Origin of the sequence: Marinobacter sp. EVN1, assembly GCF_000475375.1 — a bacterium.
In the GTDB taxonomy this organism is placed as follows: Bacteria; Pseudomonadota; Gammaproteobacteria; order Pseudomonadales; family Oleiphilaceae; genus Marinobacter; species Marinobacter nauticus.
In genome coordinates this window covers 258,853-281,130 of sequence record NZ_AXCB01000012.1, presented here as the reverse complement: position 1 = coordinate 281,130, position 22,278 = coordinate 258,853, and the positions used below count along the sequence as shown (strand labels likewise).

Here is a 22,278-nt window from a genome sequence, read left to right as displayed (position 1 = left end):
GTGATGGAGCAGGAAAAGCATCTTCAGCAATTCTATATACCGGAAGAGCAGTCGATCTACCTGCTCAGTCACGATGATGCCAAGAAGCTCAAGGACTGGGTGGCGCTTTGCGTTGCCCAGCTCCGCCAACTGGGTTACCGGGATGTTGAACTGATTGGCAAGGGCGCCTATGGGTTTGTGTTTGCCGGCCGCTTTCCCGGCCTGGATACACCGGGCCCGGAGCATGTGTTCAAATTCACCCGCATCAACCTGCCCCAGCACCTGCAGGATCGCCTGGAAGACGAAGCCTTCATTCTGGAGCAGGTGCATCACCCCAGAGTGCCGCGACTGATCGCCTTCCAGCGCGCCAACAACCAACCTATCCTGGTCATGGAGCGAGCCGCGGGGCTCAATCTGGAAGAAGTCTCCCTGCAGGAAGGCCGCCTGAAGCCCCGACTTGTTATTAGAATTGCGGACCAACTGGCAGATATTCTGCGCTGCCTGCGCCGGGAAAACGGGCCCGCCGGCCGCCCCATTGTTCACGGTGACATCAAACCGTCCAACCTGGTGTTTGACGCCCGCACTGAAAATATTGCGCTGATTGACTGGGGGTCTTCGGTGTTCGCCCAGCTGGATGCCAATCAACAGTTCGTCACGGCGAATGTGATGGAGCTGATGTCGGATAACCTTCAGCAGACCAATGCCAGACTGGGTGATGTCTATTTCATCGGCGAGGAGCAGCTGAATGGCGGGCTCTCCTCGCCCCGCTTTGATGAACAGGGCGCCGCCGGAACCCTGTACGCCCTCGCCTCTGCACAATCCTGTCGATTCGGCCACCGGGCTATTCCGGCCACGTCTCTGGGGCTGCCCATGGAATTTGCCCGTATGCTCGATGGCATGTTGGCGCCCGACCCGGAGACTCGCCGCAAGGCTGGTGATTACTACTTGCGGGAAATGCCCCGAATGGCCCGCACGGTCATGATTGACCTGCCGGAACGGCCAACCACTCCGCAGGTACCGGTGTGGGTTCGGGCATCCGGGCAGGAAATTGATACCGTGGTATACAGTTCCCGGAAGTCGTTTTTGCGGGAGGAAGGCGCGCCGGAGACCCTGAATGATGTCAACGATGTCCAGCTCGACCGCTACTACAAGAACTTCATGCAGGGCATGGGGGAAACCGAGAAAGCGTTTCTGGCGGCGGTCAGTCGGCTCGGGCGCTACCCCGTAGAAGGTGGCCTGGCGGTACGCTGGGAAACCGACGGCATCTATATCGATACCTCTCTGAACCTGCATGATCCGACGTTGAAATCGGCCTTTGTCCAGGCTGTCAACAATATGGTGTACCTGGCCCAGGCCATCTACCGCAAAGGGATATTCAAAAGCTGCCTGTTCAACGCCCGTAACACCCTGCACATTGATCGTGAAGATCCGGGCCAGCCGTTTCTGGTCTCCCCCGGCATGAATCTACACTACGAAGTGAGCGCAGCGCCGGAAGTGGAAGATGAAAGCCGCGTGCATTCCTATTTTGAGGATGGCCCCGACCCGGAAGAATTCCTGGTATTACCCGAGACGATTATCCGGGCACTGGAACGGTTGAACGACATTCACCACACCGGAATGATCATCTTCGAAGCTCTGCCCCGGCACCTGAAGATCCACAGCCATTACCGGTTGCTGGACCCCGAACGGGAGGCGGAATTCCGGGCGCTGCTGGGCGAGATCCTGTCTGCGGTGGAGCAGATCACCGGGCTTGGCGTGTCGGGATATATGAAGATGCCCTACAAGGACACCCGTTTTTTCCCCCACATCGAGCGGCTACCCGACCGGTACTACCCCCGAAACCCGAGAACCTAGAACCTAGAACCGAGAACGTTAGCTGATCGCCCCGAAATGCTGGCGCCGGGCGCGAACCACGTCGGCCATAATCGACAGGGCAATCTCGGCCGGTGTCTTGCTGCCGATATCCAGCCCCACCGGCATATGGATGCGTTGAATCTCGGCCTCGGTGAGCCCACCACTGCGCTTCAACCGTTCCGCCCGGGCTTTCGACGTGCTCATTGAGCCCATGACGCCGATATAGCCCGCTGGTGTTTTGACCGCGGCCATCATCGCCAGGTCATCAATCCGTGGATCGTGCGTGGTGGCCACCACGGCTGTCGAGGGTGTGCAGGCACCGTCTTTGCCGAGGTATACCGAGGGCAGCTGGGGAATAAACTCGACACCTTCGGGCAAATTGAGGGTGCTTGTAATGTCTTCCCGTGGGTCGCAAATCACCACCTCATAACCCAGGCTCAGAGCAAACCGGGCGCAGGCGTCCGCTACGGTTGAATATCCGGCCAGGATCAATCGAGCCACAGGTGCGACGACAATCTTTATGGTCTCGCTTCCCTGCTCCCATATCACCCGGCTACCGTGATCATGGGCGGGGTGCAGACTTGTGTGGCCATGAGCCAGGCTTACCTCCCGCTCCAGGGCTTCACCATTTGAAAGCCCTTGCAGCAGTGTCCGCAGCTGATCGATAAAATAAGTCCCCGGAGACCGCTTTTCCACTAGCACTTCCAGCACCCCCCCGCAGGGCAGCTTCACCCACGGATTCCCGCTATCCTGGCTGGGGCCGCCATAGCGAAGGACAACGGTTGGTAGGGTATATTCCCCGCTCACCAGCCGATGCAGAAAATCCTCTTCCACACAGCCGCCCGACAGTGAACCAAAATGCGCCCCGTCGGCTTTAGCCACCATCATCGCTCCAGGTTCCCGGGGTGAAGAGCCGAACGTGGACAGCACAGTGCATAGCCAGATCGTGTGCCCCTGCTCCAGCCAGTCAATGGCCTGCTGTATAACGCGATAATCGAGATTTTGCATGCTTGGTCTGCCAAAACTGCCGGGGGTGCTCTGCCCGTTCTGTGCATGATGGGTTGTGACAATACCAGCAACCTCCGCAACATCCTACGGGCACCTTGCGCCAACTTGTTAACCACTTCATAGGCGCAACTATTAATCCCTGATACCGTGAAGACACTCGGTAACAATATGTAAACAACAATACCAAAGAGCCTCTGGAGGGATTCGCCATGAAACGCTCACCGTTGCAGGGACGCCGCAAAACCGCCGCGCAAAGTCTGGCCGTTGTCTCAAGCATTGCCATCTGTGGCTGGGCCCAGGCAGCCTCTCCCACCCATACCGTCTTTGCTGCGGAAAATGCGCTTTATGGGTCCGGTTACGATATCGGCACGGCCGACGGCTGGATAGACGCCAAGCTGCGAACTGCCATTCGTCAGTATCAGTCCGATCGCCCAGAGCTCTCAGCAAGCGGAAATCTGGATTCAGCCACGCTCAAATCCCTTGGTGTGGAGGCGGCTCCGGCCCTGACGATCCAGAGCAACTCTGTGGCTTCCCGGTCTGCTGCACGTGACCAACTTGGGCTTACGACAAATGCCCGCTCTCCCGCCCGTTCCGTTGCCGCTGTCGCACCAGAGCCCAAGCCGGAACCAGCCCCCGAAGTTCAGGATCCTGAACCGGAAACAGTCGAGCCGGAGGTCGTGGATACTGCGGAACCGCAAGAAAATCAGGTGGCGGCCCTGGAGCTGGCAGAGCAATCGGCCCCAGCAGAAAACCCTGAACCAAACCTGGTTGAAAGCCAAACAGAACAGCGTGTTACTGAAACTTCTTCATCCGTTTCCGAAAGTAGTCAAGCGCCAGCCACCACAGTTCAAGAGTCGGCAGAAGTTGTCGAGGTGGTCGCTGGTGATAACGAAGAGCTGATCGCCCAATTGCCTACCGAGCCCACCGCAGCGGGCCCGGACGAGCCGCTCGCCGTTGAGGAAGAGTCCGAGCTTTCGGAAACGGAGCCGGCACAAGAGGTTGTTGTCGCAAAAACGACCGAGCCAGAACCCGTGATTGTCGATGCACCAGCGGCGAACGCCAGCGAACCGGTTGCAAACCAGGAAACGAAAACAGAACCGCGCCCTCAGAGCAGCGGCGGTTTCTTCTCCTGGCTATTTGATTTCTTTTTCGGCTGGATAGCCTGATTTTGAAGGCGGCAGGCTCAGTCCTGCCGCTTCATGCGTTCCACATCAGCTTTCGCATCTCTCAGGAAGGATTCAACCGTCTCTCCGGGCAGCAGTAATTGCTGTTCGATCATCGAATCCCGCCAGTCTGATTCTTCAAAGATGCAGCGATACTCGTTGGGAAATTCCACATACAGGCGCTTGAAGTACTCCCGCGCGAGCACCTTGTTGGGTTCCTTGCGGCGCGACTGCAGGACTGCCATGTTGTACAGGGCACCGGCCCGGATGCGATCCGGCTGGCTTTCATCCTGATAGATCTTATCCAGTCGGCCCAGCACTTCCTTCAAACCGGTTAACCGGTATTCTTTGAGAATCTCCGCCGCAGACTCCATTACCCGGTCCTCACCGTGCCTGCACGGAGAATTGGCGTGGTCCTCAACGTATTGATCCACCGCCCGCTCTACTTCATGGCGATGCTTATGGTCCTGCTTCTGTTCATACACAAAGCCGGTGCCCACGCCGGTGGCAATGGTGCCCGGCATACAACCGCTGACCAGGCCCGAGCCCAGCGCGATTGCGCTCACCAGCCACACAGCTTTGAGAGATTGCGTGTTTGTCATCTGGTCATCCCTGATGGAGTGGAATACGTAGGTTACAATTGAAATGTGCTGAGTTACACAAGGTAACTGTCCTGCCGCGGCAGAACCGTGATCCTTGTTCTAAAACTGAAAAGGAGTGAACGAATGGCCAATACCAAAGCATACGCCGCCACTGCACCGGATTCCGGCCTGGCCCCCTACGCCATTGATCGCCGGGAGCTCCGTGCAGACGACGTTGCGATCGAGATCGACTACTGCGGTGTCTGCCACAGTGACCTCCACACCGTTGAAAATGATTGGGGTGGCTCAAAATATCCGGTCATTCCGGGCCACGAAATCGTTGGCCGGGTCACCGCCGTTGGGCCGGAGGTCGGTCACTTCAAAACCGGCGACCTAGTGGGCGTGGGCTGCATGGTAGACAGCTGTCGCAGTTGTTCCGCCTGCGACTCCGGCCTGGAGCAGTACTGTATTGAAGGCTCCACCATGACCTACGGCAGCCTGGACCGCCACGATGGCTCGGTCACTCACGGCGGCTATTCCGAGCGGATTGTTGTCAGCGAACGCTTTGTCGTCCGGGTGCCGGAAAAGCTCGACCCGGCCAGTGCGGCTCCCATTCTGTGCGCAGGCATCACGACCTATTCCCCCCTCAAGCACTTCAAGGTCAGCAAAGGCCACAAGGTTGGCGTGCTGGGCATGGGTGGTCTGGGCCACATGGGCGTGAAATTCGCCAAAGCGCTGGGTGCCGAAGTCACTATCTTTACCCGTTCCGAAGCCAAGGTGGCGGAAGCGAAGAAGCAGGGCGCGGACCACGTCATCATCTCCACCGACAAGGAGCAGATGAAAGCCGCCGCCGATTCTTTCGATTTTCTGCTCGACACCATTCCGGTGGCCCACGATCTCAATCCGTACCTGAAATGCCTCAAGTACGACGGCACGCATATCCTCGTGGGTTTGCTCACACCAATTGAGCCCGCCCTTCAGGCCGGCCTGCTGGTGACCAAGCGCCGTGTGGTGGCTGGTTCTCTCATTGGTGGTATGCCGGAAACCCAGGAAGTTCTGGATTTCTGCGCTGAGCACGACATTACCTGCGATATCGAGATGCTGGATATCCGAAACATCAACGAAGCCTACGTTCGCATGAAGAAAGGCGATGTAAAGTACCGCTTCGTCATTGATATGAAAACGTTGAAAGAAGGCTAGTCTCCCTCCCCTTGCCCGGGTGACCAATGTGTCGCCCGGGCAGTCTTTGACAATCCGCTAATAACCAATCCGGTTGCAAAGGTTTAGCATGGGTCTATCGTTACCCTATAAACCCCTGGAAATTGTCCATGACCTTTGCACGCATTGCCGGAACCGGTTCCTATCTGCCGGACAACATCGTTACCAATCGCGACCTGGAACAGAAGGTGGAAACCTCTGACCAGTGGATTCGCGAACGCACCGGTATCGAGCAACGGCATATTGCCCTGCCCGGACAAAGCACGGTGGATCTTGCTGAGCAAGCGGCCCTGAAGGCCATTGAAGCCGCCGGTATTGAAACTACCGATATTGATCTGATTGTTTTTGCCACCACCACGCCAGACAAGGTATTCCCCAGTTGCGCCTGTATCCTGCAGGCCCGGCTCGGCATTCAGGGCTGCCCTGCCTTTGATATCCAGGCAGTATGCAGCGGTTTTGTCTATGCCCTGGCCACCGCAGAGAAGTTCATCCGTACCGGTTCAAGCAAGAAGGCGCTGGTGATTGGCGCCGAGGTGTTTTCCAGGATTCTGAACTGGGAAGACCGCACCACCTGCGTGCTTTTTGGTGACGGCGCCGGTGCGGTTGTGCTCGAGGCCAGTGAGGAGACCGGCATTCTGTCTACTCATCTGCACGCCGATGGCCGGTATGAGGAGTTACTGCACGTACCCTGCGGTATCGCTAACGATTTTGATGCGGTAAAAGCCGGCCAGGCGTTTGTGGAAATGAAAGGCAACGAAGTCTTCAAGGTGGCGGTGAACACGCTCGGCCGGATTGTCGATGAAACCCTGGAAGCCAACCAGATGCAGAAATCCGAGATCGACTGGCTGGTTCCGCACCAGGCCAACTTGCGGATTATCGCTGCCACGGCCCGAAAGCTGGATATGCCTATGGATCAGGTGGTGGTGACCGTCAATCGTCATGGCAATACGTCGGCGGCATCCATCCCGTTGGCGCTGGATGAAGCCGTCCGCGATGGTCGAATCCAGCGTGGACAGGTAGTTCTGCTGGAAGCCTTTGGCGGCGGCTTCACCTGGGGGTCGGCACTGCTACGCTACTAATTACTGGCCCCTATATGCCAAGCAAGCCTTTTAATATTTATTTTTAATATTTTTCGTTCTTAAAACCTTTTGTTAGATTGCTCCTCAGATTAGAACCATCATTCTGAGGAGCTCGTTATGAAGCAACTGTTCAAGGGAATCGCGCTCGGCGCCGCCCTGCTCTCCGCCCAACCGGTACTGGCTGCAGACCGGGAGCTGCTCAACACCTCTTACGACATCGCTCGCGAACTGTTCGCTGCCTACAACGAAGAGTTCAAAAAGCACTGGCAGGAAAAAACCGGCGAAACGGTCGAAATCAAACAGTCCCACGCAGGTTCATCCAAGCAGGCGCAGGCCATTATCCAGGGCCTGAAAGCGGATGTTGCGACGTTCAATCAGGTAACCGACATCGACATCCTGCACCAGCGCGGTCGCCTGATTCCTGAAGACTGGGCCGATCGCCTGCCGAACAACAGCTCGCCCTACTACTCAACCATGGCGTTCCTGGTACGCGAGGGTAACCCAAAGAATATCAAGAACTGGGACGACCTTGTTCGCGAAGACGTTCAACTGGTGATGCCGAACCCGAAGACCTCCGGTAACGGCCGTTACACCTACCTTGCCGCTCTGGGCTACGCCCAGGATCAGTTTGGCGACGATCAGGAAAAAATTGATCAGTTCATGGCGGACCTGCTTGGTCAGGTACGCGTTTTTGACAGCGGCGGCCGTGGTGCTACTACCACATTCGTTGAGCGCGGCATTGGCGATGTACTGCTGACTTTCGAATCTGAGGTTCTTAACATTGCAGACCGTTTCGAAAACGGTGAATACGTGGCAGTTACGCCGAAGGTAAGCTTCCTGGCCGAATTCCCGGTGACCTGGATTGACGACTACGTTGAACAGAATGGCACCGCCGAGCTGGCCAAGGAGTACCTGGAGCACCTCTATACCGAAGACTCCCAGCGCCTGCTGGCAGGCTTCAACTACCGTGTTCACAACGACGCCGTGAAAGCCGAGAATGCCGATCGCTTCCCGGAACTGAAACTACTGTCCATTGAAGAGATTGCCGGTGGCTGGGAAAACGCCATGAGTACCCATTTCAGCAGTGGCGGCAAGCTGGACCAGTTGCAGCGGCGCCGGTAAGAGCAAGCCATGCCCACCTCCGCTCAAGCAGGCGTCGCCCCAGTGCGGCGCCTTGGTCGTCGTAACAAACGGGTATTGCCGGGGTTCGGTCTGAGCCTCGGCATTTCGCTGTTTTTTGTCAGCCTGGTGTTACTGCTTCCGATGACAGGACTGGTCGTCGAAACCTCAGGCATGACCTGGGACCAGTTCTGGTTCACCATCACCGATCCGCGCGTGGTGGAGTCCTACAAGGTCACGTTATGGACGGCCCTCGCGGCCTCTCTGTTCAATGGCCTTTTTGGGCTGCTGCTGGCCTGGGTCCTGGTTCGTTATGAATTTCCGGGCAAGCGGATCGTTGACGCTGTGGTGGACCTGCCCTTTGCCTTGCCGACTGCCGTCGCCGGCATCACCCTGGCAACACTGTTTTCCCAGAATGGCTGGTACGGCCAATGGCTGGCCAAAATCGGTGTGGAGGTTGCGTTTACGCCGCTGGGCATCGTGGTGGCCATGGCTTTCACCAGTATCCCGTTTGTGGTGCGTACGGTGCAGCCGGTGCTTGAGGAGCTGTCGCCAGCCGATGAAGAAGCCGCCGTTAGCCTGGGGGCGTCTGACGGGCGCGTGTTCCGCAAGGTTATATTCCCATCACTCTGGCCCGCCCTGGTGACCGGAATCGCATTGTCCTTCACGCGGAGCCTGGGAGAATTTGGTGCGATTATCTTTATCGCCGGCAACACGCCCTATGTCAGCGAAGTCACCAGCCTGATGATCTTCATCCGTCTTCAGGAGTATGACTACGCGGCCGCCAGTGCTATCGCATCGCTGGTGTTGCTGGCCTCGCTGATTCTGCTGTTCTCCATCAACCTCTGGCAGGGTCGCTACCTGCGCAGGCTGGAGGGTCGATAAATGGCTGCGCAAAACCGCCGTATTGGTGACCAACCCTGGGTGCGCCGCAGCCTGATCGGGCTAGCCCTCTCGATCACCCTGATCATGCTGGTCATCCCGGTCGTGGTGATCTTTACGCAGGCGCTGAGCACAGGCTGGAGCGCATTTGCCGGCAATGTCCTGGATGAGTACACCCTGGATGCCATCGGCCTGACTCTGTTTGTGGCCGCACTCACGGTGCCGCTCAACCTTGTCTTCGGGACAGCCCTCGCCTGGTCTGTCACTCGGTTCCGTTTTCCAGGGCGCAAGCTGTTGATCACCTTGATCGATATTCCATTTGCGGTGTCACCGGTCGTTGCCGGTCTGCTGTATCTGTTGCTCTATGGCCGCAACGGCTGGCTGGGCAGCTGGTTAAGCAATTACGACGTTCAGTTGATGTTTTCATGGCCCGGCATCGTGATGGTAACCGTGTTCGTAACCTGCCCGTTTGTGGCCAGAGAACTGATCCCGCTGATGCAGCAGCAAGGCAGCGAGGAAGAGGAAGCCGGCGTGGTGCTGGGTGCTTCCGGCTGGCGGATCTTTCGCAAGATCACACTGCCTAATATCAAGTGGGCCCTGATCTACGGGGTGGTGCTGACCAACGCCCGCGCAGTGGGCGAATTCGGTGCGGTCTCAGTGGTATCTGGGAATGTTCGCGGAGAAACCAATACCTTACCGCTGCATGTTGAACTGCTTTATCAGGATTACAACATTGTCGGGGCTTTTGCCAGCGCTTCGCTGCTGGCCGGTATCGCCATCCTGACACTGATTGCAAAAGCATTTGTCGAATGGCGTCAGTCCCGAGCTGAACACGCGACGCCCGAAGAAGGAGGTGCGTGACATGAGTATCACCATTGACCAGATCAACAAGAACTTCGGAGGATTTCAGGCACTGAAGAATGTGTCTCTGGATATCCCCGAAGGCCAGCTCACTGCCCTTCTCGGCCCCTCTGGTTCCGGCAAAACCACTTTGCTTCGGATTATTGCCGGGCTGGAGTCGTCGGATTCCGGCCGCATCCTGTTCGGTGGTGACGATGTCAGCCAGTTACACGTTCGCGACCGCAACATCGGGTTTGTGTTTCAGCATTATGCACTGTTCCGGCACCTGACCGTTGCCGAGAACATCGCGTTCGGCCTGGAGTCGCTCCCCAAAAAGCAGCGCCCCTCGAAACCGGAAATCCGCCAACGGGTGGCCAAGCTGCTGGAAATGATTCAATTGCCGGAACTGGCCAAACGTTATCCGGCGCAGTTGTCTGGTGGTCAGAAACAGCGTGTTGCGCTGGCCCGGGCACTGGCAACCCAGCCTCGTATTCTGCTGCTGGATGAGCCCTTTGGCGCCCTGGACGCCAAAGTCCGAAAGGACTTGCGCCGCTGGCTGCGTGCCTTGCACGACGAATACCATTTCACCAGCATTTTCGTGACCCACGATCAGGAAGAGGCGCTGGAGCTGTCAGACCAGGTGGTGGTTATGAGTCAGGGTCAGGTGGAGCAAGTGAATTCACCGACCGGACTGTATGCCCGACCTGAAAGCCGTTTCGTCTTCGACTTCCTGGGCCACGTCAACGTGTTGTCGGGTTTGGTGAAAGGTCAGAAGCTGGTTCAGGGCGATGCCTGGGTATCCTTGCCGGGGATTCGCCAGGATCAGGAAGCCCAGCTCTACCTGCGCCCCCACGAGGTTCAGCTGTCCCGATCCCCCGCGGCCAAGGCCCGCCTGCCGTTGCGCATTGAGGCCATCAGCCTGATCGGCTCGGAAGTGCGTATTGAACTTGCCCCGGAAGGCTGGCAGAGCGATGAAATCTGGGAAATCGGCATGAGCCATGCGGAGTTTGCGCGCCAGAACCCCACCCGTGGTGAGCTCTGGTACGCGGTACCAGACGTTGGCCACCTCTTTGTCGCCGACAGCGTTCAACCGAGAACGATCGACTGGCAATACACCGAGGCGGCCAACGCCAGCAATATGTGACGGGCGGTCAGGTGGCTACCCACCTGCCGTCGTCGTAACGCAGAGTCTGGTCGCCATCCACTCGGTGCAGCCAGAGCCATCGATTCTCCACCAGAGCCCGGACATCCGCGTTACCCCGGATCACCGCTTCAATGCGTTCCGCCGGAGCGTCAACTACCACCGCAAGGCGCATCGGCTCGTGGCGCCAGTGCTCACCGTCGAACACCGACTGCAGCGGCAGCCCGATCTTGAGATCGACTCCATTTCCTTCGATCACGCCCAGGTTGCCGCCAACGACCGAGTGCAGCAATTTGTTGCCAGCACCGAAGATATCCGGCCTCGCAACGGAACCGAAATACTGCAGGTTGATCCAGTTTGCCACCACCATGGGCGCAGACATCAGCAGAGTCAGAACCTCTCCGGATGGGTCCTGCGACGGATCATAGTCGTGCAGGAAGCAGCGCCCCCCGAGATCCAGAGAGCGAGTAAGTGAGCGCGGGCCGATCACCATCCCGGCATTGTTGGCCAGGCCCCACTCCGGCCGCACCTCCGCCCAGTTGCGTGTCCGGCGCTTGAGTTCGGCGAGCAGGTCGTCATCGCTCTTGCCATTAAGCCCAAGACTGGTGGCTCGCTCTCTGCGACAGGCGCGCCCCGCCGTCTCAAGCTTCTCAGCCAGTGTGTTCAGTACCCGCTGGTGGCTGTCGGGCACCTGGTCCTGCCCGTAAATGGTTACCCGGTCTGTGACCGTGCAATGCTCAGCCGCCAGAGCAATGGTGCTTTCGGGCATAATGATGCCGCGCTCTGCCAGGCCCGCCCTCACCTGCCGGTCATTCAGCAACTCGGCAGCCACTCTGGCATTTACCCCTCCATTTTTGCCGCCACAGGCTCCGCAGGCCAGGCCGGCTTCGTTGGGGTTGTTGTCCGTATGGGCACCATGGCCCACCAGCAACAATACGCTAGCGAAGCCCTTGGTCAGAGACATCGCCCTTAGAAGACCTTCTGCCAGGTTTACCCGCTCCGGATCTGACAACGGATAACCGTCCACACAATGATGGAGCCTGCCAGGTTCCACTACTTCTGCTTTGGCAGAGTTTCTGTTCAGACTGTCGCGAACCAGTTTCCATGCCCAGGCAAGGCCGGTGGTTTCCACCAATGTGAATGTAGAAAGACTGGAGTACTTGGCCCGGCGTACGGACTCCCGAACCTGTTCGCGGCTGTCCAGTTTCCGGTCCAGCTCCCGATCCTCTGACGGGCTGCCCAGGGTTTCCGAGTATCTATACGCCGGCGCCAGCAGTCCGGGCAGCCGGGCTTCATCATCGGTTGGGCCATGCCGGTGGTGAACGATGGGCATGCCGAAAAAGCCGGCAACCCCCAGTGTTCTTACTTCGGGGTAAACCTGCTCCAGCTGTCGACGGATTACCTCAGATCTGACGTCGATACAGAAAGCAGCCTGAACTTCCGCCACGGTATCCGGTTCCGACGGCGGGTTCCGTTCACCGGAGCGGATGTTGTCGAGGAACCGGGACTGCCAGGCCAGCTCATAGGCCCGGTGCCAGACCCAGAGTGCCTGTTCATTACCGGAGGCCGGCGCCAGCTCGAACGCGTTCACATAGCGATTCTGCCAGCTATCACGCTCCCTCTCAGCCATGCGGGCCAGCGCATCGGCCTCATGAATGAGCCAGATGGTCGCCAGTTGGGCGCAAAACTGCTCGTTACCGCTTTCGTGCGAGTCACCCAGTGCTGCACGCCAGTCCACACCCCGGCACCAGGATGCCCAGCCCAGCAGCTGGCCGAGCAGGTGGTGAATCACCAGTGGGAGCTGCCGGCTACTGTAAGGCAGGTTCCTTGCCGCAGCTGCCGCAGCTTCCTGCCACGTAGGCTTCAGTAATACTTCTGCGCCCGCTTTTGCGGCCAGTGAGCGGCCAGACTGGCTATACCAGAACTGATACAGATCCTGCGATGTGCCGGAAACCCGCCAGCGATTCTGGCGCGTGTCGAAGTAGCGTGCACAGGTTCGCCCAATCTCATCCCGGACTGACACCAGGGCCGCATCCTGTTGACCCCGGTGGGCGTAACCAAGAGCGGACACAAATCCAGGCTGGGTTGGTGTGGCTCCAGAAAGTTGGGCCAGGAGCGCCTGGCCATCATCTTTCAAACCCGCTTCTCGGGCAGCTTGCTTCAAGTGGGGAAGCTGGATGCGGCCGCCATCCCAGGCTTCGCGATAGAAAGCCGGAGGCATCAACAGCCCGGCCCCGAACAGATTGTCCAGCTCACGGGAAACCTGTTCGACGGGCTTATTCCTGCTGCCCCACCAGGGGTTGACGGCAATCCAGCGATCCAGAGGCCAGATGGGCGCTATTCGTTCGCACGCTCCAGTGACCACCGCAGGAATAGCCTGTTCATGGGAAACGGGATTCGTAACAGGTGCGTTCATGATTTCTCTCCAGTCAGAACCCTGTGCCGGAGCCGGATATCGGCCGGTTTACTGTGGGCGTTAAGCCAACTTTGCGCCCAGCTTCGGGTCAGGCTTTCAAAGGGCTTGTCGAGATACAGCCCCTGGCTGAAGTGCCAATGGAGTTTCTGTGCCAGCATTCCCTGCGGGCGCGTGAAGAGCAACAGTGACAGCACAAACAGCACGGCCAGAACCAGCCAGGCGAACCATTCCGCAGTCACCGGCAATGCCACGTGAGCGGTCTGGGGCAACGCGGTGCTCAGCAGCCAGTTCAGTACCCCGTACAGGGGTACCAGGGCAACGGCCAACAACAACACGGTTACGCGGGCGCCTTTTTGGCTGGCGCCCGGCGTACCCAGAACGGCAGCGCCAACCGCGAAGACCAGCAAGGCCGCCAGCACCGGCTTGTGGGCAACCAGTTGCGGGGCCTGCCACAGCAGCCCGGCGGCCAGGCCAGAAGCCACCAGCGCGAGAACTACCTGAGCCTTGCTGATATGCTCCGAAAACGCGATCCGGGAAACCTTGACGGTACGGCCAACGGCCAGGAACGAGTGCGCCTTGTACAGGGAGTGGGCCAGCAGGTGCAGCAGGGCCAGAGTGTAGGCGCCCAGTGCAATCTCGAACAGCATGAACCCCATCTGGGCATTGGTTGACCAGACCAGACCATGTTTTGCGGAATTCTGGGTCATCATGGTGAACACGGCGACGATGGCGGTGCCGCCGCCAACAATCAGCAATGCCATGTGGCCGGCCGTGAAGCCCTCAAACACCGGGAACAGGCGCAGCCACAGGAAGCCGCCCAGGTTAACTACACCCGCATGCAGAAGCGCCGATACAGGGGTGGGCGCTTCCATCACGCGTATCAGCCAGCCGTGGAACGGAAGCTGAGCACACTTGAGCGCGGCAGCCACCGCCAGCAATATCGAAGCGATGGTCAGCGACTGGGATTCACGGCCGAGCTGGTCACCCAACGCGTAGATTTCGGGAATACGGAAGCTGCCGTAGTGATTCCAGATCAGCAGCACCGCGGCCAGAATGGCGGTATCGCCAAGCCGGCTGGCAATAAACTTCTGGGCCGCCGCCAGCCGAGCCTGAGGTCGTTCGGCGTACAGCGTCAACAACTGGTGCAATGACAGGCTTACGCCAACCCAGGCCCCGGCCAGGACCAGCAAGTGATCGGTAAACACCAGCACCAGTACACTGACCACCGTTGTGAGGAACCAGGGCAAAAAAGCATTGTAGGCAGGGTCACCACGGAGGTAATCCCGGGTGTAGCGAAGGATGACCCAGGCGATAAAACTGACCATCAGCGCCATCCACACCGCCAATCCGTCCGGGTAAAGCCCCAGTCGAATGCCGAGCTCCGGTAGACCGGTATCAAACACCAAACGGTCAAACAATAGGGTCGCACCAATAACCGCGGTTGCCAGCAGCAACAGCCGGAAGCCGGTTTCGGCCAGGCGCCAGCAATGGGCGAGTTTGAGAGAGTTTTTCGTCCAGTTGGCAAAACCAGCCAGCGCCAGCAGGGCAACAGGCAGGGCCAGCCAGGCCATCAACAGCACGAGCGAAGCAGTCGTGGTTAGTGTTGTCATGTTGGGCTCCTTCAGGTTCGCCTCTACTTTGCCGTTAATGCACTCATACATAAAATGGTTTATAAAGATCAAACCGTTCACTTTTAAAGAACAGATAAGGGCCCGCCATGCGCCTGAACTACCATCACCTTTACTATTTCTGGACCGTTGCGAGGACCGGGCACCTGACCCGCGCGGCAGAATCACTGCATATCTCTCAGTCCGCACTGTCCGGCCAGATACGAAAGCTGGAGGAAAGCCTTGGCTACGATCTTTTCGTCCGGGAGGGCCGGAGACTGCGCCTGTCCGAAGCCGGGCGGGTAGCTTTTACCTACGCCGAAGAGATATTTCGCCAGGGCGAGGAGCTGGAGGCGCTGTTTCGTACCGGGCGTCAGGCCAACCGGGAAACTCTGAAAGTCGGTGCGGTCGCAACCCTCTCCAGAAATTTTCAGGAAGGCTTCCTCCGGCCCCTGTTGGGACGAAAAGATCTGGAGCTCAAGCTGCAAAGCGGGAGCCTTGACGACCTTCTTCGCCGTTTATCAGCGCACCGACTCGATCTGATTCTGTCGAATCAGCCAGTACAAGGTGACGAAGAAACGCCCTGGCGCTCACGCCGTATAGCCCGCCAGTCGGTCGGCGTAATTGGGCCTCCGGGCAGTCAGGATGCCCCCAGCTTTCCCGATATCCTGCGCGACCGCCCTCTGATTCTGCCCGGGCCCGACAACAACATCCGTCAGGCCTTCGATCAGCTCTGTGAGCACCACCACATTCATCCCGTGGTGATCGCTGAAGTCGACGATATGGCCATGATGCGTTTGCTGACCCGCGACAGCGGGCACTACGCCATTCTGCCTCCGGTGGTGGTCCGGGATGAGCTGAGAAACGGCGAGTTGAAGGATTACGGCGCCCTGCCTGGCGTATTCGAAGAGTTCTACGCCATTCGTATCCGGCGCCAGTTTGAGTCGCCGGTATTACGGGAGCTGATGGCGCAGAAAGCGGAGGAGTTACTGACCTTTTCGGACAATCAATCTGGTTGATTCGGCCTATGTATTACGCAAACAGGCCGTTATAGTCGTTGGTGTACAACAATAACAAGGATTATCCATGGCCCACGCTCGCACCCGAAAACCCTCTGTTCTGATTATCGGTACCGGATTCGGCGGAATCGGTATGGCCATCAAGCTCAAGGAGGCGGGATTCACGGAACTGACCCTGCTGGAAAAGGCGAGCGGTGTGGGTGGGACCTGGCGTGACAACACATACCCCGGCGCGGCCTGCGATGTTCAGTCCCATCTCTACTCCTACTCATTCGAGCCCAAACACGACTGGAGCCGGAAATTCGGAGCCCAGCCGGAAATCCTCAAATACATGGAATCCTGTGTGCAAAAATACCGCCTGGAGCCTCACATCCGGTTCAATCAGGCGGTAGCATCCGCAACATTTGACGATCAATGTAACCAGTGGCGCGTGGTGACCGAAACCGGCGACACGTTTGGCGCCGATGTGCTGATTACCGCCACTGGCCAGCTGAACAGGCCAGCCATGCCGGACCTTCCGGGGCTCGAGACGTTTCAGGGCACCTGCTTTCATTCCGCCCGCTGGAACCACGATACCGAGCTTCGCAACAAACGCGTTGCGGTGATAGGAACCGGAGCCAGCGCGATCCAGTTCGTGCCGGAAATTACGCCGCTGGCCGGGCAGCTTGACCTTTACCAGCGTTCAGCCGCCTGGGTATTACCCAAGCCGGACCGGCCGTTTACCCGGCTTGAACAAACACTGTTTCAGAAGTTGCCGCTGTGGGATCGTCTCTACCGGGGCCTGATCTACTGGAAAAACGAATCCCGGGCACTGGCATTTACTCGTTTCTCCTGGATTCTGGATCTGTTCGCCAATCAGGCCCGAAAAGAAGCCCGCCGCTGGGTGACGGACCCGGATAAACTCGAACATTTGATCCCGGATTACCGCATTGGCTGCAAGCGAATCCTTATCTCCAACGACTGGTACCGGGCGGTAAATCAGCCCCACGTCAACCTGCTGACGGACGGCATCGCCCGCATAGACGAGACCGGAATTGTGTCTGGAACCGGCGAGCACCGGCCTGCAGACGTAATCATCTTCGGTACTGGCTTCCGGGCCAGCGAGTTTCTCTCGCCCATCCACATTACCGGCCGCGATGGTTTGGCACTGAATGAGGCGTGGGCCAACGGCAGCAAAGCCTTCAAGGGCATCTCGGTCAGCGGATTCCCCAATCTTTTCATGCTCTATGGCCCGAATACCAACCTGGCCCACAATTCAATTCTGTTCATGCTCGAATCCCAATACCGATACGTGCTAAGCGCCCTGGACGCGCTTTCACGCTATCCCGGTGCGGCTATGGATGTGCGGGAAGATCGCCAGAGCCGATACTGCCAGTTGGTTCAGCGCGGACTGGAAGGCAGTGTGTGGGATGCTGGCTGTAGCTCCTGGTACCTGGACGAGCATGGCCGTAACACCGTGAACTGGCCTGGATTTACCTTCAGCTACCGGTTCGCTACCCGATCGGTGGATACCGCGGACTACCAGTTCCTTGATCCGGTAAAAGCCTGAATCCCGCAGCGCGGAACCACCCAGCCAAGGTCTCTTGCACATTGTTTTCTAGAGGAGTTGAATTCAACAATTAAACATAGGATGATTGGATCACCATATCGAAGGATGATCCGTTATGCTGACACCAATCCGTAAAGGTTCGCTGGTCGAAACCGCTATTGAAAGTCTCCGAAAAACGATTGAGAGCGGAGAATGGCCGGTAGGTACTCGCTTACCCGTCGAGGCAGAGCTTTCGGAGGCTTTGGGCATCAGTCGCAATACAATCAGGGAAGCCGTGCGGGTTCTGGTGCACGTTGGCATGCTGGAAACCCGGCAGGGAGACGGCACTTACGTGCGCGCCAATCGGGATGCCGGAGAAACACTCCGGCGCATTGCCCGAAGCCAGCTGGCCGAACAGATTGAAGTACGGATTATGCTGGAGACAGAAGCGGCCCGCCTGGCGGCGAGGCGCCGCACCGATGCGGATCTCAAGGCCATGACCGAGGCCCTGGATGCGCGAGCGGCGGCCGGAGAGGCCATTGAAGAGCGTATCCGACACGATGAGTGGTTTCATCACTCGCTGGTACGTGCCTCCCACAACTCTGCCCTGATCGAACTCTACGATTACTTCTCTCACGCGGTCAGCCAGACCATCGAGCGCACTGAAATGGATTCAGACCTTCCGGAACCCAGCCAGGAAGATCACGAACTGCTGCTGGCGGCCATTCGCCGTAAAGACACGGACAAAGCGGAGGCGCTTTCCAGAGCGCTTTTGACGCCGAGTCTGAATGCCCTCAGTGGCAAGGAGTAAGCTGTGAATTTTCGGATAGACACCTTTACCCTGCTGTTACTCGGCGCCATTGTTCTTGCCTCGTTCCTGCCGGTAACGGGACAGGCAGCGGAAGCGCTCGCAACCGCGGGAACCATCGCGGTGGCTTTGCTGTTTTTCTTTCATGGGGCAGCCCTGTCCAGGCAACAAATCATCGATGGCGCCACCCACTGGCGGTTACATATTCTGATCACCGCCCTCACCTTCGTGTTTTTTCCCCTTGCTGTCCTGCCGGTCAATGGTCTGAGCTCTATTGCACCCGAGTGGATGCCCAAAGACCTGGGGCTGGGTTTTCTTTACCTGGGAGTGCTTCCATCCGCAGTATCTTCTTCGATTGCCTACACCGCCATGGCCCGGGGCAACGTACCGGCTGCCATCTGCAGTGCGGCAGCATCCAACGTGTTCGGCATGATGCTGACACCGTTCCTGTTGCTGCTTCTGGTATCCACCTCGGGCGCCAGAGAATTCTCTGTTGCCGAGGCATTGAAAGACATCGTGCTTCAGCTGCTGCTGCCATTTGCGGTTGGCCATGCCCTGCGTCCCTGGCTCGGCGGCTATCTGTCCCGCAATGAGTCACTGATGGCGCGCTATGACCAGTGCGTGATCTGGATCATCGTGTACTCGGCCTTCTCTCATTCCGTGGTCAGTGGCCTGTGGCAGAACCTTCCGATCCAGGCCATTGTCCTGGCCATTCTGATCTGCTTTGGCTTGCTGGGGCTGTTTATGCTGATAGCACGATTGATGGTGCGAAAGCTGGGGTTCAGCCTGGAGGATGAGGCCGCGGTGGTGTTCTGCGGCTCCAAGAAGAGCCTGGCATCCGGCTTGCCGATGGCCAAAGTGCTGTTCTCTGGCCATCCCGGGTTTGGCATGATCGTGTTGCCAATCATGTGCTACAACCAGATCCAGGTGATTGTCGGGGCCATTCTTGCCCAGAAGTATCGAGAAAAAATTGAACAGGCGAATTCAGCCGCCGCCCATGCCTCCGAAAATGGTTGCCAGAATCGCTAAACCGACAATCCAGCCAATAACCGCCGGCCAGAAATTCACCATTTGTGGGGGCTGGTCGGCGGAATCGCTTTCGCCCTCCCCCATGCCTCGGCCAGACATCATGTCCGATTCCGGGTAAGCGCGGGGATCCGGTTCGGCAGCAACGTCTTTCAGGCTGAACCATTCAAACCAGTCACCCAGAAAGCGAGCGACCGGGGCCGGAAGCGCGCCATTTTCTGCCAGCGGGCGAACCTGGGGCTCCAGCTGGCGACCGATCTCCCGGCGAACATCAACACGATCTGCCGGGGGTTCACACAGGATGGCCTTCCAGATACCAACGTCCTGCTGACGGTAATTATCGTTCATCAACGCCTTGATCTGGATAATGACTTCCCGAGTAACCTGGGCTTCTTCGGACGTCAGCGCCCGGGAATTAGCGTCCTCATAGCGGAGTTGCCCGGAATCCTTGTCGGCCAGGCCAGATGACGGGGCTCCGTCCGGCGCATTGGCAGTCAATTGGGGCTCGGCGCCACCGGTTGCTTCACGGTAGGCCTGCTCCAGTGCCCGGGCCTCGTCACCGGAGGCAAACTTCAACTGACGCTCGTAGGCCTGGCGTATCTGATCCTGATCGCCGGTCGGCTCGATTCCGAGAAGATCCCAACAATTCATACAACAGCAACTCCGATGATGGAAAATCTGTATTCTTTATGGAGACAAATCGGGCTCTCTCACTTAGGATTAGTTGAGAACCATAACAATATTTTCATCTCGGCAAATTATAGAACGACACACATGGCCATTACGAATTACCTGTTTGCAAAGCAACGCTCTCTTCATCGCTTGCAAGGACGCTTGTGGTTGTCGGTTTCCCTCTCTGCGGCCCTGATTGGGGTGGCAATACCCGGCACCGCCCAGACCCTGGAATCCAGTTTTGATGATGACATACCCGGGCTCAATGGCACCATCCCCGAGGTATTGACCACCACCCGCCTACGTCAGCCCAAAACCCGTGTGCCCGGCAGTACCACGGTGATTGACGGAGACCTGATTCGGGACCTGGGTATACGGAACCTGTACGAAGTATTCCGTCTGGTGCCCGGCATGGTGGTGAATTTTGTCGGCAGTCATCAACCGGTGACCACCTACCACGGCACAGTCCACTACGAACAGCGCAGAATGCAGGTGCTGGTGGACGGCCGGACGGCTCACCGGGCAACCCTGTCCGACATGGACTGGGAAACCATGCCCGTGCCTCTGGAGTTGATCGAACGCATAGAGGTGGCCCGCGGGCCAAACTCAGCGGCCTATGGCATCAACGCCTTTCTTGGCACCATCAATATCATTACCCGGGACCCTGCTGACAGCGCCAATCTCGAGACCACAGTGACCAGTGGGTCTCGGGGCTACCTTCGCACGTTTGCTTCCACCGGCAATGCGGATTCGAATTACGACTGGCGCCTGAGTTTCGAGAAACGCAAGTTCGACGGATTTGATTATCAGGTCGATGACGATGAACGTTTCCCGTTCAATGATGGCCACGATATCAATTCCTTTATCTATGATTCTCGTTTGACATTTACATCAAGGAGCAATCTGCAACTTCACGCCGGTGTGGTCGATGGCACCAAATACCAGGACAAGGACAAAAGCGGCGAACTCAATCCGCTGGATCACCCAGACATCGACGTCCGGGACTACTATCTGCAGAGCAAGCTCAACCACAGTTTCTCAAGTCAGCATTTTATCCACCTGCAGGCCAGCGTTGAGAACTTTGACCGGCGCCAGGAATATGCCATCAGCTTTCCAGACAGCACGGTGGAATGCCTGCGCAACAACACCCCACTGTACGAGTACACTTACACGGCCGACGGGCGGGAACGGCGCTGCTTCATATCCCAAGGCGGTCCAGAGGCTTTTGCAGAAGTGGATGCGGATTCTGAAGATACCCGGATTGAACTGGAAGCGCAGGATACGCTTATTGTCAGCGACAGCCTGAAATTGGTTTCTGGCGCGGGTTTCCGCAAGGATATCTTCCGTTCAGAAACCTACTTCAACGGACGGGGAAACAATTACCAGTCCCGTCTGTTCGGCAATGTCGAGTTCAGCCCATGGCAGTGGGTGACCTTTAATGCCGGAGGTAACTGGGAGCGAACCAGTACCACGGGTGATAGCTACTTTTCTCCCAGGGCAGCGGCAAACTTCGTGGTGAACAATAACCACGCTCTGAGGTTTGTGTTCTCTCAGGCTGTCAGAACCCCTGATGGATTTGAGCAAAGCCCTGACTGGGGATACACCCTGCGTAATGTCAGACCGGCAATCTATTCTGACCTCGAAGGCCGTCGTGTCACCATTGAGGATGCCGCCCAGGAAACAGGTATCCTGACGCTTGGCAACGATCTTGAGGAGGAGACCATTACCTCTCACGAAATCAGCTACTTCGGGCAGTTTCCTCTGGATCAAGCGCTGTTCTCGCTGGAAGTCAGAGGCTTTCGCGATGAGCTCAGAGACATGATCAGTGGCGTAATCCAGCTCAAAGAATGGACGCTCGAAAACAACGTTGCGGTTGATCAGAAGGGTTTCGAGGTTGAAGCCAGTCTTGATTTCCCCGGAACCCTGCTTCGCGCAAGCTACGGTTATCTCGATCAGGAGACCTGGTATACGGGCGCGCCGATTCTGGAATCCGACGGTACGATAAATGAAAACGAGCAGCGCTACATGACCGAACTACTGGAGCGCATGTCTGTCCGGCATTCCGGCAGCCTGGCCGTCATTCAGGATCTACCCGCAGGCTTTAAATGGTCTGGCGCATTTTATTGGGCTGACGAATTTAATACCCAGTTTGAACGCTTTGACACACGGCTGGTAAAACAGGTCTTTCAGCCACGGTATACAGCTGAAATCGCGCTATCCATGCAGCACTACCTGAACCGGGATCCTGAGCTAAGCTCAGACAACAACATCGAAGATCATAATCAGTTTTTTGTTGAAGCCGGTATTCGCTTCTGACGGTCTGCAGGACGGGAAACTA

18 protein-coding genes are annotated in these 22,278 nt (G+C 57.7%); 13 read left to right on the top strand and 5 right to left on the bottom strand.

Translation table 11 applies throughout. From position 1 onward, the window contains the following. Positions 1–3 precede the first annotated feature (3 nt). Positions 4–1,833 (top strand): protein kinase domain-containing protein, encoded by a 1,830-nt coding sequence (locus tag Q674_RS26365; protein WP_023008308.1) that lies wholly within the window; start codon positions 4–6, stop codon positions 1,831–1,833. A gap of 18 nt (positions 1,834–1,851) precedes the next feature. Here the strand turns inward: Q674_RS26365 and Q674_RS26360 are convergent, their stop codons facing one another. Next, the gene (locus tag Q674_RS26360) at positions 1,852–2,841 is read right to left on the bottom strand and encodes an XdhC family protein (RefSeq protein WP_023008307.1); all 990 of its coding nucleotides are present in this window, start codon (positions 2,839–2,841) and stop codon (positions 1,852–1,854) included. Positions 2,842–3,050: 209 nt separating this feature from the next. On the opposite strand from Q674_RS26360, the gene Q674_RS26355 reads away from it, so the two are divergent. Next, complete coding sequence (locus Q674_RS26355; RefSeq protein ID WP_023008306.1) at positions 3,051–4,007, top strand: peptidoglycan-binding domain-containing protein; 957 nt, start codon at positions 3,051–3,053, stop codon at positions 4,005–4,007. A gap of 17 nt (positions 4,008–4,024) precedes the next feature. Here the strand turns inward: Q674_RS26355 and Q674_RS26350 are convergent, their stop codons facing one another. Beyond that, positions 4,025–4,606 (bottom strand): hypothetical protein, encoded by a 582-nt coding sequence (locus Q674_RS26350; RefSeq protein ID WP_023008305.1) that lies wholly within the window; start codon positions 4,604–4,606, stop codon positions 4,025–4,027. A 123-nt stretch (positions 4,607–4,729) separates the two neighbouring features. Between Q674_RS26350 and Q674_RS26345 the strand changes: the two genes are divergently transcribed. From Q674_RS26345 to Q674_RS26320, 6 genes are all read left to right on the top strand, one after another. After that, positions 4,730–5,785, top strand: coding sequence for an NAD(P)-dependent alcohol dehydrogenase (locus Q674_RS26345; protein ID WP_023008304.1), 1,056 nt, complete (start codon positions 4,730–4,732; stop codon positions 5,783–5,785). A 128-nt stretch (positions 5,786–5,913) separates the two neighbouring features. Beyond that, positions 5,914–6,882, top strand: coding sequence for a beta-ketoacyl-ACP synthase III (locus Q674_RS26340; RefSeq protein ID WP_023008303.1), 969 nt, complete (start codon positions 5,914–5,916; stop codon positions 6,880–6,882). A gap of 117 nt (positions 6,883–6,999) precedes the next feature. Further along, a complete protein-coding gene (cysP, locus tag Q674_RS26335; RefSeq protein WP_023008302.1) occupies positions 7,000–8,004 on the top strand; it encodes a thiosulfate ABC transporter substrate-binding protein CysP in 1,005 nt (334 codons plus the stop codon). Positions 8,005–8,013: 9 nt separating this feature from the next. Next, entirely contained in the window at positions 8,014–8,886 is an 873-nt protein-coding gene (gene cysT, locus Q674_RS26330; protein ID WP_011784864.1) for a sulfate/thiosulfate ABC transporter permease CysT, read from the top strand. Beyond that, positions 8,887–9,744: a sulfate ABC transporter permease subunit CysW gene (gene cysW, locus Q674_RS26325; protein ID WP_023008301.1), complete on the top strand. Its 858-nt coding sequence runs from the start codon at positions 8,887–8,889 to the stop codon at positions 9,742–9,744. It abuts the gene before it with no gap. 1 nt (position 9,745) lies between these two features. After that, positions 9,746–10,867, top strand: coding sequence for a sulfate/molybdate ABC transporter ATP-binding protein (locus tag Q674_RS26320; protein WP_023008300.1), 1,122 nt, complete (start codon positions 9,746–9,748; stop codon positions 10,865–10,867). Positions 10,868–10,874: 7 nt separating this feature from the next. Here the strand turns inward: Q674_RS26320 and Q674_RS26315 are convergent, their stop codons facing one another. Next, a complete protein-coding gene (locus Q674_RS26315; RefSeq protein ID WP_023008299.1) occupies positions 10,875–13,280 on the bottom strand; it encodes a YbcC family protein in 2,406 nt (801 codons plus the stop codon). Then, a complete protein-coding gene (locus Q674_RS26310) occupies positions 13,277–14,890 on the bottom strand; it encodes an NADH-quinone oxidoreductase subunit L (RefSeq protein WP_023008298.1) in 1,614 nt (537 codons plus the stop codon). The genes Q674_RS26315 and Q674_RS26310 overlap by 4 nt, the downstream gene beginning before the upstream one ends. Before the next feature lie 107 nt (positions 14,891–14,997). On the opposite strand from Q674_RS26310, the gene Q674_RS26305 reads away from it, so the two are divergent. The 4 genes from Q674_RS26305 (at position 14,998) to Q674_RS26290 (ending at position 19,271) form a co-directional block, all read left to right on the top strand. Next, a complete protein-coding gene (locus Q674_RS26305; RefSeq protein ID WP_023008297.1) occupies positions 14,998–15,906 on the top strand; it encodes a LysR family transcriptional regulator in 909 nt (302 codons plus the stop codon). Positions 15,907–15,973: 67 nt separating this feature from the next. Next, the gene (locus Q674_RS26300; RefSeq protein WP_023008296.1) at positions 15,974–17,455 is read left to right on the top strand and encodes a flavin-containing monooxygenase; all 1,482 of its coding nucleotides are present in this window, start codon (positions 15,974–15,976) and stop codon (positions 17,453–17,455) included. A gap of 115 nt (positions 17,456–17,570) precedes the next feature. After that, positions 17,571–18,245, top strand: coding sequence for a FadR/GntR family transcriptional regulator (locus Q674_RS26295; protein WP_023008295.1), 675 nt, complete (start codon positions 17,571–17,573; stop codon positions 18,243–18,245). Between the two features lie 3 nt (positions 18,246–18,248). Beyond that, positions 18,249–19,271, top strand: coding sequence for a bile acid:sodium symporter family protein (locus Q674_RS26290; protein ID WP_023008294.1), 1,023 nt, complete (start codon positions 18,249–18,251; stop codon positions 19,269–19,271). Here Q674_RS26290 and Q674_RS26285 read toward each other — a convergent pair. Next, positions 19,227–19,919: a J domain-containing protein gene (locus Q674_RS26285; protein ID WP_023008293.1), complete on the bottom strand. Its 693-nt coding sequence runs from the start codon at positions 19,917–19,919 to the stop codon at positions 19,227–19,229. The genes Q674_RS26290 and Q674_RS26285 overlap by 45 nt on opposite strands. Positions 19,920–20,042: 123 nt before the next feature. Between Q674_RS26285 and Q674_RS26280 the strand changes: the two genes are divergently transcribed. After that, positions 20,043–22,256: a TonB-dependent receptor plug domain-containing protein gene (locus Q674_RS26280; RefSeq protein WP_031209856.1), complete on the top strand. Its 2,214-nt coding sequence runs from the start codon at positions 20,043–20,045 to the stop codon at positions 22,254–22,256. Positions 22,257–22,278 lie beyond the last annotated feature (22 nt).